Origin of the sequence: Thiobacillus sp. (assembly GCF_013693775.1) — a bacterium.
Lineage (GTDB): Bacteria > Pseudomonadota > Gammaproteobacteria > Burkholderiales > Thiobacillaceae > Thiobacillus.
Window position 1 is genome coordinate 1,377,293 of record NZ_CP059257.1, and the last position, 12,140, is coordinate 1,389,432.

The window sequence follows — 12,140 nt, forward strand, 5'->3', positions numbered from 1 at the left end:
AATGTCTCCCTTTTCTTATTTGCCGCGCGGTCGTTTCTCGACGTGCGGATACAGTTCGAGCACCGTGACATCCGTCCCTCGGCGCAGCACCACTTCGCTTTCGGTGATGCGCACCACGCGGGCACCCTGGTAGCGCCCGCCCACAGCCACTTCCTGGCCATCGATGACGGCCAGCCTCTGCGAGCCGCGCCGCTTGATGGCCGTGAGTGAAATGCCCGGGCTGGCGCTGTCTTTTGCGGCAGGCGCAACCGGCAGCGCCGTGGGATCCGGCAGATCTGCCCAGACGCCGGGGATGTCAGCAACGCAATCGCGGCACACAGCATCATACGCGCAGCCATGCTTCCTCCAGGCTCAGGGTGTGGACGACGAGGGTCAGTTTCAGGTCGGGACGGGCAGACGTGTCGAGCGTCGCCTCGACCCAGCTGAAACGCCAGGGCAGGGCTTCCAGGCGCTCGAGATAGGCAACCAGGTCGGAATAGGATCCGCTCACCGTGATCTCGAAACCGTGTCGATAAAATCCCGGTGGACTTCCTTCGGCTGCCTCTGGCAGCGATACGGGGCGCGGGCTGAGCGTCTTGAACCCGACGATCCGGATACCGGCCTGACTGCGCACCACATCCTTCAATACCTGGGCCATCCGCTCGGGCGGAATCAGCACGCGTTCGCGGCTTGCAAGCTCCGCATTCAATGCGGACAGGCGTGCTTCCTGTGCGGCGAGCGCCTCCCGCATCGCCCGATCGGGATCTCTTCCACCCTGGCTGGCCAGCAGCGTCTGCTGCTGACCGATCTGCACCAGTGCTGCATGAGCGCCTTGCAGACGATCGTCGGCATTCTGCACGCGCCGTTGCGCCGCATCGATCAGCAGGGTCTGCACCAGCGCCCCCGCCACCACCACCGCTGCGGCAAAGACGAACAGGCGCTCCCGCAGACTCATCGCACCAATCCGCACGCCGATCTCGCGCCATTTTTCAGCGTTCATCGGATTCTCCCTTGTCCGCCAGGTTCTTCCGGCTGCCCGCATACAGGGCGAAGTCGATGTGCTCGGGGATGTCGGAGCGAACCTGGCTATCCCCTGCAGCCTGCGCAAGCTCGGCATTCATGCCGGTGAACTTCATACCGGAAAAAGCCGCCTGCTTGCCGAGCCGATCCATGTAGATCGTCACCAGGCCGGCATTCAGCGCCGAGCCCTCGAGTGCCACGTAATCCGGCGAGAGGGTGAAGCCGTTCAGCCAGACACCTTCGGTGCTGCTTTGCGCGAGCGCGCGCAGGCGGGAAGAAAATCCCGTTGACGTGCTTTCGATGGTGCGGCTCATCGACGCCAGCAGCGCCTCGCGCTGTGCCACCTGGGCCTGTACGGCCTTGACGCGCCCGGACAGGAGTGCGCTCGCCGGCCGGGTCGCGGCAGCCCCAATTGATCCAGTTCCTGCTGCGCGATTGCTTGCTGGCTTTCCAGCTGCGCCGCCTCTTTTTCCAGCGTGTTCGCCCGGTAGGTCAGAACCCCGACCAGGCCAGCGCCGCCGCCAGGGCCACACCCAGCCCCACTCCCATTTCACGCAGACCGAACGCATAGCGCTTCTTGAGCAGCAGCGGGCTGATCAGGTTGATCTGCTGGCTCATGGCTTGGTCTCTTCCATCCGCAAGGCGGCGCCGATGGCATGGAAGCAGTGCGGCGGCAACGCGTTCGCCTCCGGCAAGGCGGCGATATCCAACACTTCCGCCAGGTCGAGCGGCTTGACCGGCAAGGCAAGATTGCCGGCCAGGCCGTTACACAGGCCTTCGACATTCTCCATCGGCGCAAGCAGCAGGCGGTCGACGGGAATCCCGCCGAACTGACGGTCGAAATGATCGAGGCTGCGCTGGATTTCCAGCGTCAGACGTTCGAGCACGCTCTCCAGGCCTTCGATGTCCAGTACCGTCTGATTCACGCCCAGCGTGCGCGCCATACACAATTCGCCGTCCAGCGTGAGCGTCAGCAGGCCGCCGGTTTCGATGAACGAAAAGAGCGCCAGTGCACGCCCCGGGGTTTCCAGCCGGGTAGCCACGTTGCGCTGGGCGGTTTCCATGATGTCGATGATGGTGAGGTTCAGCCCGGCGTTGGTCGCGAGTACGGCCTCTTCGGCCAGTAGGCTGTTTTTTGCCGCCACCGCGAAAATCTGCTTCGCATGGCTCACATGCTCGGGATGCGGCACTTCCAGCACGTCCACCGTACCGTCGTCGGCGTGGAAATCGAGCATGTCCTGGATCTGCCAGCGCACCGCGGACTTGAGTTCATCGGCGGGCACGTTCGGTGCGTCGAGCAAACGCAGCCGGTAATCGGCCGGTTTCAGCACGAGACTGACCGGCCCTTTTCCATGCAGTTGGGCCAGCGCCTCGCCCCAGTTGTCGCCCTTGACTGTCGCCACCCCGGCAGCGAGCAACCTGGGAACGGCCACCCTGCGGTCGACGCGCGCATACGCAATGCGTCCGGGAAGACGCAAATATGCAGTTAAGCCCTGTTCGCTCGATCGACGGAAAAGCTGCATGGGTCGGACCTGAAAATTTTTCTGAACTTAAATAAATAAGCCGTTGTTGTCAAAGGATTTAATCTGGCTCAATACATCTCACGCAGATAGATCAGCGGTTTGCTGCCGCGATTCAGGCCAAAACTGGCGCGCGCCGNCGGATCCTGGTCGTACGTCACGCCTGCACCGCTCCAATGGCCTTGCAGCCAGCTTTGCGAGGCCGCCACGGCGGGCGTCACGGCGCCCGCCACACATGTACTGCCGCTGGCCACGGCGCCCAGCTGCACAGTGAGATCGACGCTGCCGGTGTTGTTCACGCCTGGCGCGGAAAACCGCAGGTTGCCACGGCCCGCATTGAAACGGCCGGACAGGGACACCGCGGTCTCGCAGGGATTGAGATAGCGTCGCCAGTTGGTGAGTGACACATTGGAAGCAGAAAGCTGAGTGCAGAAGTCCTTCGTGTTGAGGGCAAACCCGCTGCCATTCCAGTAGCGCGTCTCAATCGGCACCGGCAGGCCGAGCAGTTCCGAGCCCAGTGCATTGGACAGGACCAGCTGGCCGAAGCGGATTTCGTTACCTGCATCAAAGGCGGTGTTCGAAAACTGCGCGGGCGTGAGGGTGTCGACGGTGCCGTTGCCGGACACGCCGGATTCGGCGATGTCCTGAATGCTCATCGCCAGGCTGATATCCGCCGTGAAGGGTGCGACCGGCGTGGTGCGCACAAAGGCAATCTCGTCATTCGCATTGGCCACCAGCGTCCCCGCCCCGCCGCCGCCCGCGGTGACGGCGGGCACCCNCAGCAAACCGATATCCAGGTTGCCGGTGACCGCCGCATAGGTTTGTACGGCGCCGGCTGGCACGAGCTTCCACAACGCGCCCGCATAGTTTAGCGTGATGGCGCCAGTGGCATTTTTCGCCGTGATCGTGGCCTGCGGCAGCGTGAGATAGCCGAAAGGCTGGCCGGCATAGGTGAACGAGCGCGTGGCGCAGGTGGTGTCGTTGAAGGTCTTGAAGACCGGCGTGCTGATCGGTGCCAGGTCGAAATGGTCGGGCACGAAGCGGCCGACGTTGAAGGCCGCCGATTCGATCGTGCGGTCGACCGCGCTGGAGCCGTCCGCGGCATCCACCGCTGCGAAGCTGGCGTCCGAGAGCTTCATGGCGAAGGCGCCGACTTCGGAATAGCGGGCGCCGGTGGTCGTCACCGTGCCGGCGGCGCCCGACCAGGTGCCGGTCGCGAGCGTGCCCAGGGTGCAGCCCGTGGCGGGCAGCACGCAGGCCGTCAGACTGGCCGCGGGATTGCCGCTGTAGTTCGTGGTGGGGGCGCCGGCCGCGTTGACGGCCGTCGCCACGATCTGGAATGGTTGCCCGGCCTTGTGGACGTTGCCGCCGGACACCGCGGTATTGGCAAGCGTGCGCGAAACACCCGCGTTAACGCTGTCGGCATCGCTCACCGTCACGTTGCCGAAGCTGGCCGGGCGAATGGCGAAGTTGTCGGTCGAGCAGGCGACGATCGTCGGCGCGCCAGTCGCCGGATACGTCATGCGGATGCGCGCGTTGGGCCAGGCGTTGGGTTCGACGATACCAGCCAGCGTCTTGCGCCCCGCGTCGCCCGCAGCGAACGTCAGCGTGCCCAGGCTGCGGATCAGGCCATAGGCCCCGCAACTGGCGCCCGCCGATGCGTCGACGAGTTCCAGCTTCACATTGCCGGTGAAGGCGGTTTCGACGGCCGCGCCGCCGCTCTTGAGCGCGACCACGGCCAGGTTGAACGCGCCGGCGGACACCTTGGTATGGATCACGCCGCTTGCACTGCCCGCCGGCGTGCCGGTCTCGAATGCGTTGAATCCGGCGGGTGCGATCACCGTGACGATGCTGCACGGCCGTTTCTGGCTCATCACCTGGCTCAGCTGCGCCGCGTTCATTGCGCCCTTGTACACGCCGACCTCATCCAGATTGCCGCTGAACCTGAAGCTCGACCCGTTTTCCGTGGAGGCATTGTTCTCGCCACCGATCGACGCCGCGCCGACATCGGTGCCCCAGGTGCCGGTGTAGGTTTGGGTGACGTAGGCAAGCTGCGCGCCGGCCTGATTGTAGACATAGAGGCTCTTGGTCTTGGCCCCGAGATCCGCCACCGCCGCGACGAAATACCAGGTGTTGTTCTGGATGACGTTGGGCGTATCCAGAATGATCGGATTGAGCGCCCGCGTATAGAAACGCAGCCTGCCGGCACCGCCATCGCCCAGGCTGAAGCCATAGCCGCCGGTATTGTTCTGGTCGTCGATGAAAATGCGCTGGCCGCTCTTGGCGTTGTTGGTGGTGCGTATCCACGCGGTCAGGGTGAAGTCCGTGGCGAGGTTGGGAAAGCTTGCAGGGATCGCGACATAGTCGTTGTTGCCGTCGAACACGCCGTAGCCGCAGGTGCCTGGCGTGCCCGCAATCGCCGGTGCTGCGCTGCTGGTGGCCGCACCGTTGGCCGCCGTCGCGTCGTAGCCATGGCCGGCGCTGTCCAGCACCTCGCCTGCCGCACCCGACCAGATCGGCTCGTCCATGTGGAATTCGGCGATCGGTCCCGGCACGTAGAACCGCACCGCCGAATTGGCGGGCGGCACGACGGGCGTGGACCACACCGCATAATCCGTCGGGCTCAACTGCCAGCCGATTTGCGCGGAACCGTTGGTGGGGTGGCTACTCGGGCCAAATTGATAGACGAACTCGTTGGTCGTTTCCTCGAGAATGACCTGCAGATTGAAGCTGCCGGTACGCGTCGTGGCGCCCCACTCCGGGACATTCACCCAGGTCACGACGAAGCGGCGATTGGGCGCAGTGCCTTCGGTGGCGTAGCTCACATAGCAGGTCGCGGTGGGACACACTCCCGACGCTCCGCTTGGCGTGGCATCCAGGTCCACGCCATAGATGCGCAGGGTCCTGGACACGCTGGCGGTGGGATACGGATAGGTATAGGTCGGCGGCGGCCCTACCGTCTGGGTACCATAGCCGCAGTATCCGTTGTTGAATTGCAGGCGGCCGTTGCTCATGATCTGCACCTGCGTGTAGTTCACGCCGCCGAAATTGAACGTGAACCCCANGGGAAGTTGCGCCGTGATGTCGTCGTCGACGGGCGCGCCCGCGTAGCCCGAACTGCAGGATGCGCCGTGCGTCCAGGTGACGCGCGTATGCGCGGACGGATTGACCCAGTTCGAGGTCGTGGCCATGCTGGAATAGGTCGCCGCGTGCGCCGGCGCGAGGGCCAGCGCAATCCCGAGCGGACCGCCACACAACAGGACGAGCCACCTGCCCAAGACGAGGCGGCCGAACATTCGAACGGCGGCGGACACGAGGTGCATGGCGATCCTGCTCATTTCGAGAAACTCGCCCGGATCTGCCGCTCGACGTAATCCACCTGGCCGGGCACACCCGACTTCGCGGTCGAGGTGATCACGTAGACGTCGACCGTATCGGCGCCGTCGGGATACGGGCCGGAGTGGGTGCAGCTCACGTCCACGGAAAATGAAGCGAGCGTACCGGTCAGCGCCACGGGGTCGGGCCGGTGTTGCACGTGGCGTTCCGCAGCAACTGCCACGCCGCCCATTCGATGCCGGCGCGCGCCGCCAGATAGGTGCGCGTCCCCTGGACGTCGAGCGCGCTGCTGATGTGGCTGGTGCGCGACAGCGACACCATGTAAGTCGCCAGCGCGGCCAGCACGACCAGCAGGAAGATCGCGGTCGGCAGGACGAATCCGGACTCGGTGCGCGGCAGGCGGCTCATGGCTGGTTGCTCACCTGGGTCGTGGCATACAGGCGCACGGTTTCGCCCGCCTGGCTCAGGTTCAGCGTCATGCTGACCAGCCCGCCGCGTTCGGTGGCGCCGGGCTGGTACGTAAAACTGCACGCGCTGACGTTGGTCGCCAGCAGCGCGCTCGAGGCGGGCGCGGGCGGCGTGGGCTGAGTCACCGCGATGGCATACCNCCAGTAGCGGGTGAGCGTACCCAGCGCGGGATTCGCCGGGTTCGGCGCGCACGCATAGGTCACCGGCCCGTCGACGACCTGGAAGCGGTTGCCGGGCGAGGCCAGCGGAAACTGCTTGGACGCAATGGCGATATGGGTCACATTACTGAGTGCACCCGCATAGGCCGCGAGCGTGTTGCCCGCCCAGGCGTCGGCCCCGGTTATGCCAAGGTTGTACACGGCGATCAGGTCGCCGGCCTTCATATCGATACCGGGGCCGAGCACGTCGAAACCATTGTCGGGCACGGTGAAATCGAGGATGTCGCCGCCGCCCTGCGCGCGGTAGCGCCCACCGCTGCGGGTACCGAGGAACTCCAGGTACACCACGCCGGCCGCATCCGTGGTGACGCGCACGCTGTTGGGCAGCGCCAGCCGGATGTCGCGCCCCATCCGGCGCAGCGCGGTGTCGGCCGTGTCGGCGAGGCGGGCGCGGCGGTCCTGTGCCACGTAGCTCTCCAGTGGCGCGCGCAGGAACACTGCCACCATCGAACCGACGATGGCGGTGATCGCGATGACGATGATCATCTCGATCAGGGTGAAGCCGGCGTGGTCAGAGGTTGGGCGCATAGCGTGTGCGGTAGCCGGACAAGGTGACGCTGTGGTTGCCGGGGCCGGTGACGGTCACGGTGACGAACAGGGTTTCGCCGGCGGGAATGCCGTTGAATGCGCCGGCCGGTTGTACCTGAACCGAGGCCCTGTAGCCATTCAGATCCGGAACCGCATTGCCGCTGGGGTCGACGATGCCGGTCATGGCAAAGCCGTTGTAATCGTTGACGTTGTCGTAGGGCGTAAGGTTGGAATAGCGTGTTTCACCGGCCTCAGGCGCCAGGGCGGTCTCAGCCATTGAGGCGCAACCGGCAGTGCTGCTTGCCGTCCCCACATTGGCATCGTCGGTATCGCAATAGGTGTAGGGCTTGGCCAGCACTTCCTCAAGCAGCGAGTCGGCGATGGCGAGCGCCTGTTTCTGCACCACCGGATCGGCGCTGGTCCGCGCGTTCAGGCTGAAGACCGACAGCACGCCGGTCACCGCGATGCCCACCACCACGATGAACACCAGCAGCTCGATCAGACTGAGGCCGCGTTCGTCAGTGGACATAACCGGTCTCCTGCTCGACGAACACATGATGCGTCCCGCTGCCGTTGACCTGGATGTCGAGCTGGGCAGCAAGGTTTACAGGGCGCCCGCCGGCATCGAAGTGGAGCGTTGTAGGCGGCATGATTGCCACGCCGCTTGGTGCGCTGACCGTGTAGGGCTTTTCGCCGCCCGGCCCGGGCGCCAGGGTAGCGCAGGCGGCGTCATAGCACAGCGTGACATCGCTGGCGGTCAGACGGACATGGACATCGGTGTGCTGGGCGACGGCCAGCTTCTGCGCAAAACGCACCGTGGCGGCGACCTGGTCGGCAAAACCGCGAGTATCGAAGCCCGTCCGGCCCAGCATGCGCGGCGCAGCCACTGAAGCGAGGATGCCGGCGACGACGATCACCAGGATCAGCTCCACCATGGTAAAACCGCGGCTTGAGCCGCGGTTCAAATAAAACATGATCGACTTGGATGCATCAGCAGCCAACAGTGTTCACTGCGCTGATTGTGGGTGTCGCCCCCACCGCGGCTGGTGGCGTATAAGTGAACGAGCAAGTCGCTACGGCAGCCCCGCCGTTGACTCGCACCGTCAGAACCCCAGCTGCCACGGCAATACTGTAGCCTTCTGGCAGCAAGGCCGTATTGGCCGCCGCGACGCTAGTCCCCGTGGGGANAAACGTGGNGGTCAGGCCTGCAGCGTTGACCATTCCGAGGACAGTTGCTGCAGGATACGCATTCACGATTTGAACCCGGCCATTTTCCGTACAAATCGCAGTCGTATTGTTTGCCGGGTTGTTTCCAAAACCCACGTTGACCGGGCAAGCGACCGTATCCGGGACCCCGCCCCGTACCAGCGCTGCACCATGGATCATCCCCGACGCCGCCAACACCGCGCCCCGCGCCGCATTCAGCTTGGCAATCCGGGCATCGCGCTGGATGTTGGTGAAACGCGGCAGCGCCACCGCGGCGAGGATGCCGAGGATGACGATGACGACGATGAGTTCGATCATGGTGAAGCCGCGCTGCCGGGTTTTCATGTCCTTCAGGGTGTGCATAGTGTTCTCCCGCTTATTCGAATAGGTTGGTCTCAAGCGCCGGCCGCCTGCGGCAGCCACAGGACCTATTTCGGCGCACTCGGCCGAGACTTGAACAAAAACATGAAATTACGATCAGGCCGTCACTTGATGGCGACGCTGGCGAGGTCCCACATCGGCAGGAACACGCCGAGCGCCAGCACCAGCACGACACCGCCCAGGGCGACGATGATCAGCGGTTCGATGCGGGCGGCCAGGGTCTTGATCTCGTAGTCCACCTCGCGTTCGTACATCCCGGAGACTTCCTGCATGAGCTCGTCGATGCTGCCGGTTTCCTCGCCGACGGCGATCATCTGCAGCACCACCGGGTTGAACACGGCCGCGTTCTGCGCGGTGCGCAGGACCGATTCGCCGCGCTCGATGCCGTTGCGCATCTGCTCGACGCGCGAAGCGATCCAGGCATTGTCGGTGACCTCCGCCACCACCGACAGCGCCTGCGCCGCGGGAATGCCGCTGCGCAGGGACAGCGCCAGCGTGCGTGCGAAACGGGCCAGCGTGCTGCGCAGCATGATCGAGCCGGTGAGCGGCAGCTTGAGCTTGAAGCGATCCCACAGGAGGCGTCCGCCGGNGGTGGCGCGCCACAGGCGGAATCCCATGACGGCCAGCACCAGCCCGGCCAGCATGAGCCAGCCATAGGCGATGGTCAGGCGCGAGGTTTCGATGAGAATGCGCGTCATCAGCGGCAATTCCGCCCCGAGGCCGGCATAGACCTTGGCAAAAGCCGGGATGACGAACACATTGATGACGGCAATCGCGACCACCATGGCGATGAGTACGAAGATCGGGTAGCGCAGCGCTTCACGGATGCGGGCGCGGGTCTCGCGTTCGAACTCGAGGTGCTCGAACATGCGCAGGAAAATTTCATCCAGGCGACCGGTCGCCTCCCCGACCCGCACCATCGCAACATAGAACGGCGAAAAGACCGCGGGATGCTGGCGCATCGCCATCGACAGGTCGCGTCCCGCTTCGAGCGATTCCTTCAGTGAGGTAATCACTCGGGCAAAGGCCGCATTGGTGGTCGATTCGAGGAGACCCGACAGCGAACGCAGGATGGGCACGCCGGCGCGCATCAGGGTGTAGAGCTGGCGGGAAAACAGTTGCACGTCGATGGGCTGGACGGCCGGCTCGAAGAGATTGAGGCTTTTCGGCTTCTTCGCCCCGCGCCGCTCGGATTGCCCGGTTTCCTGGATGGTGACGGGCGAAATGCCGTTTTTCAGCAGACTGCTGGCGCATGCGGCGGCATTGTCCGCCTCCAGGATGCCCTGGGTCTTCTCGCCGCTTCGGGTACGGCCGGTATAGGCAAAGCGCAGCATCAGCTTGTTTCGTCCTGGGCACTGGCGCGCATCGCCTCGGCCAACGAGGTCACGCCGGCCCGTGCCAGTGCGATGGCCTGGTCGCGCAGGGTACGGCCAGCCATGGACGCGCGTGCGGCGGCCACGAATTCGGCCGGATTCTTGCGCGCCAGGCTTTCCGCCAGCACGGTATTAATTTCAAGCAACTCATGGACGGCGCGGCGTCCGGAATAGCCGGTGCCATGGCAGCGGTCGCAGCCCGTGCCTGCGACATAGCCGTCGTCGGCCTGGTCGGCTTGGGCCCGCCCCAGCCAGACGCGCTCCTGCGGCGTCGGTACATGCGGGGCCTTGCAATGGCCGCACACCTTGCGCAGCAGCCGCTGGGCCAGCACGCCCTGTACCGACGTCGCCACCATGAAGGCCGGAACGCCCATGTCGAGCAGCCGGACCGGCGTGGAGGCCGCATCGTTGGTGTGCAGGGTGGACAGCACCAGGTGGCCCGTCATGGCCGCCCGGAGCGCGACCTGCGCGGTTTCCGCATCGCGCATCTCGCCGACCAGAATCACGTCCGGATCCTGGCGCAGGATGGCGCGCAGCACGCGGGCAAAGCTGAGGTCGATCTTGTCGTTGGCCTGCACCTGGTTGATGCCGGCAAGCCGGTATTCCACCGGGTCTTCGACCGTGATGATCTTGGTGCCCGNGTCGTTGAGCTCCCNCAGCGCGGCATAAAGTGTGGTGGTCTTGCCGCTGCCGGTGGGGCCGGTCACCAGCACCAGGCCGTTGGGGCGGTGCAGGATGGCGCGAAAGCGTTCCTGCATGTCGGGCGGCATGCCCAGGCTGTCGACGTCAAGCAGGTTGTCGCCCTGGCTCAACAGCCGCATCACCACGGATTCGCCGTATTGCGTCGGCATGGTGGACAGGCGCACGTCGACGGTACGGCCGCGCACCTTGACCGCAAAGCGGCCGTCCTGCGGCAGGCGTTNTTCCGAAATATCCAGCCCGGACACGATCTTGAGCCGCAGAGCCAGCGCCGGCGCAATCTTGAGATCGGCCTGGGTCTGCGGATGCAGCACGCCGTCGATGCGGAAGCGGATGGCCAGCTGTTTTTCCTGCGGTTCGATATGCAGGTCGGACGCATTGACCTGCAACGCATCCTCGAACAGGGTCTGCAGCAGGCGCACCACCGGCGCATCGTCCTGCCCTTCGCCCAGCGCTTCCAGGCCGATGATGCTGGCCTCGCTCTCGCCCATGTCGCGCGCGAGTTCCTCGGTCAGGCCGTGGATATCGTCAGTGCGCCGGTAGATCCGGTCGATGGCCGCCAGCAGGTCGCCTTCCGCCACCACGGCAAGCTGGATATCGTCCGGGATCAGCCGGGCGATTTCATCGTAGGCAAACAGATCGGTCGGATCGGCCATGCCAACGAAAATACTGTTGTCCCGCCGTGCCAGCGGCATGGCCCGAANACGCCTCGCCTGCGTTTCCGGCAGCAACTGCAGGATGGAGGCATCCGGATTGAATTTCCTGAGATCGATGAAGGGAAGATTCAATTGCCGCGCCAGCGCCTGCGCAATGTCGTTTTCGCCTGCCAGCCCGCTTTCGACGATGATGCGGCCCAGGCGGCGCCCACTTTTCTTCTGCGCCGCCAGTGCGATGTCCAGGTCGGCGCTGGAGATGACCTTCTGCTCGACGAGCAGGTCGCCCAGGCGGATTTTCTGGCGTCCGGCCTGAGGGGAAGCGGGTTGGATGGCTGACTCGGTCTGCATTTTTCTCGGATGGGTGCGCAAGTATGAGCACATATCGGCCCGGACAGGCTTCGCCTTAAGCCATAGGCCGACCGCCGCCCCACCCAAGACCGGGCGCCAGGCAAGGTCGCGCGTTCACTTGGCCTGCTGTTCGATGAATTCGCCCGCCTGGTTGCCGGGGCGCAGCCTGCCCTGATAGATGAAGCCCGTGCCATAACGGCGGTGGCCATCCGGCGCGGTAATGAGTTCGTTCTCGCTCCAGATCCATACATGGCCGTCGCGGGTATCGAGAATGAGCGCCCGCCCGCCACCCTTGCCGCCCTCGGCCCCGGCCAGCGGCAACGCCTGGTAGCGTCCGTCCTCCGCCTGTGCCCCGTTCGCGAAAATCAGCAGCCCTGCCAGTATCCATCCTGTCCGCATCGCTCCCCT

15 protein-coding genes are annotated in these 12,140 nt (G+C 64.9%); all 15 read right to left on the reverse strand.

Features of this window, described 5'->3' with window-relative positions; translation table 11 throughout:
- Positions 1 to 15: 15 nt before the first annotated feature.
- Entirely contained in the window at positions 16 to 318 is a 303-nt protein-coding gene (locus HZY77_RS06830) for a hypothetical protein (RefSeq protein ID WP_296820046.1), read from the reverse strand.
- A 4-nt stretch (positions 319 to 322) separates the two neighbouring features.
- Positions 323 to 979, reverse strand: coding sequence for a hypothetical protein (locus HZY77_RS06835; RefSeq protein ID WP_296632067.1), 657 nt, complete (start codon positions 977 to 979; stop codon positions 323 to 325).
- Positions 969 to 1,343, reverse strand: coding sequence for a PilN domain-containing protein (locus HZY77_RS06840; RefSeq protein ID WP_296820048.1), 375 nt, complete (start codon positions 1,341 to 1,343; stop codon positions 969 to 971). The genes HZY77_RS06835 and HZY77_RS06840 overlap by 11 nt, the downstream gene beginning before the upstream one ends.
- Before the next feature lie 148 nt (positions 1,344 to 1,491).
- Positions 1,492 to 1,617: a hypothetical protein gene (locus HZY77_RS06845; RefSeq protein ID WP_296820050.1), complete on the reverse strand. Its 126-nt coding sequence runs from the start codon at positions 1,615 to 1,617 to the stop codon at positions 1,492 to 1,494.
- Positions 1,614 to 2,477 carry an agglutinin biogenesis protein MshI gene (locus tag HZY77_RS06850; RefSeq protein WP_296770300.1) on the reverse strand — a complete coding sequence of 288 codons (864 nt, stop codon included), beginning with the start codon at positions 2,475 to 2,477 and terminating at the stop codon, positions 1,614 to 1,616. Before HZY77_RS06850 ends, HZY77_RS06845 begins: the two co-directional genes overlap by 4 nt.
- Before the next feature lie 113 nt (positions 2,478 to 2,590).
- On the reverse strand, positions 2,591 to 5,842 hold the full coding sequence (locus tag HZY77_RS06855) for a LamG domain-containing protein (protein ID WP_296820053.1): 3,252 nt from the start codon (positions 5,840 to 5,842) through the stop codon (positions 2,591 to 2,593).
- Between the two features lie 11 nt (positions 5,843 to 5,853).
- Positions 5,854 to 6,054 (reverse strand): hypothetical protein, encoded by a 201-nt coding sequence (locus HZY77_RS06860; RefSeq protein WP_296820055.1) that lies wholly within the window; start codon positions 6,052 to 6,054, stop codon positions 5,854 to 5,856.
- Positions 6,024 to 6,263, reverse strand: a complete 240-nt coding sequence (locus tag HZY77_RS06865) for a hypothetical protein (protein ID WP_296820058.1) — start codon at positions 6,261 to 6,263, stop codon at positions 6,024 to 6,026. The genes HZY77_RS06860 and HZY77_RS06865 overlap by 31 nt, the downstream gene beginning before the upstream one ends.
- Positions 6,260 to 7,069, reverse strand: coding sequence for a prepilin-type N-terminal cleavage/methylation domain-containing protein (locus tag HZY77_RS06870; protein WP_296820059.1), 810 nt, complete (start codon positions 7,067 to 7,069; stop codon positions 6,260 to 6,262). Before HZY77_RS06870 ends, HZY77_RS06865 begins: the two co-directional genes overlap by 4 nt.
- Positions 7,053 to 7,598, reverse strand: a complete 546-nt coding sequence (locus tag HZY77_RS06875; protein WP_296820061.1) for a type II secretion system protein — start codon at positions 7,596 to 7,598, stop codon at positions 7,053 to 7,055. Before HZY77_RS06875 ends, HZY77_RS06870 begins: the two co-directional genes overlap by 17 nt.
- Positions 7,588 to 8,043 carry a type II secretion system protein gene (locus HZY77_RS06880; RefSeq protein WP_296820063.1) on the reverse strand — a complete coding sequence of 152 codons (456 nt, stop codon included), beginning with the start codon at positions 8,041 to 8,043 and terminating at the stop codon, positions 7,588 to 7,590. The genes HZY77_RS06875 and HZY77_RS06880 overlap by 11 nt, the downstream gene beginning before the upstream one ends.
- Positions 8,044 to 8,059: 16 nt before the next feature.
- A complete protein-coding gene (locus tag HZY77_RS06885) occupies positions 8,060 to 8,638 on the reverse strand; it encodes a type II secretion system protein (protein ID WP_296820065.1) in 579 nt (192 codons plus the stop codon).
- A gap of 122 nt (positions 8,639 to 8,760) precedes the next feature.
- Entirely contained in the window at positions 8,761 to 9,990 is a 1,230-nt protein-coding gene (locus HZY77_RS06890; protein WP_296820069.1) for a type II secretion system F family protein, read from the reverse strand.
- Positions 9,990 to 11,732 (reverse strand): ATPase, T2SS/T4P/T4SS family, encoded by a 1,743-nt coding sequence (locus HZY77_RS06895; protein ID WP_296820072.1) that lies wholly within the window; start codon positions 11,730 to 11,732, stop codon positions 9,990 to 9,992. The genes HZY77_RS06890 and HZY77_RS06895 overlap by 1 nt, the downstream gene beginning before the upstream one ends.
- Before the next feature lie 114 nt (positions 11,733 to 11,846).
- The gene (locus tag HZY77_RS06900) at positions 11,847 to 12,131 is read right to left on the reverse strand and encodes a hypothetical protein (RefSeq protein WP_296632038.1); all 285 of its coding nucleotides are present in this window, start codon (positions 12,129 to 12,131) and stop codon (positions 11,847 to 11,849) included.
- Positions 12,132 to 12,140 lie beyond the last annotated feature (9 nt).

Excerpts from the sequence above, each read along its gene's own strand:
- HZY77_RS06835 (WP_296632067.1), bottom strand. The coding sequence starts at position 979 with ATGAACGCTGAAAAATGGCGCGAGATCGGCGTGCGGATTGGTGCGATG.
- HZY77_RS06845 (WP_296820050.1), bottom strand. The coding sequence starts at position 1,617 with ATGAGCCAGCAGATCAACCTGATCAGCCCGCTGCTGCTCAAGAAGCGC.
- HZY77_RS06865 (WP_296820058.1), bottom strand. The coding sequence starts at position 6,263 with ATGAGCCGCCTGCCGCGCACCGAGTCCGGATTCGTCCTGCCGACCGCG.
- HZY77_RS06875 (WP_296820061.1), bottom strand. The coding sequence starts at position 7,598 with ATGTCCACTGACGAACGCGGCCTCAGTCTGATCGAGCTGCTGGTGTTC.
- HZY77_RS06880 (WP_296820063.1), bottom strand. The coding sequence starts at position 8,043 with ATGTTTTATTTGAACCGCGGCTCAAGCCGCGGTTTTACCATGGTGGAG.
- HZY77_RS06900 (WP_296632038.1), bottom strand. The coding sequence starts at position 12,131 with ATGCGGACAGGATGGATACTGGCAGGGCTGCTGATTTTCGCGAACGGG.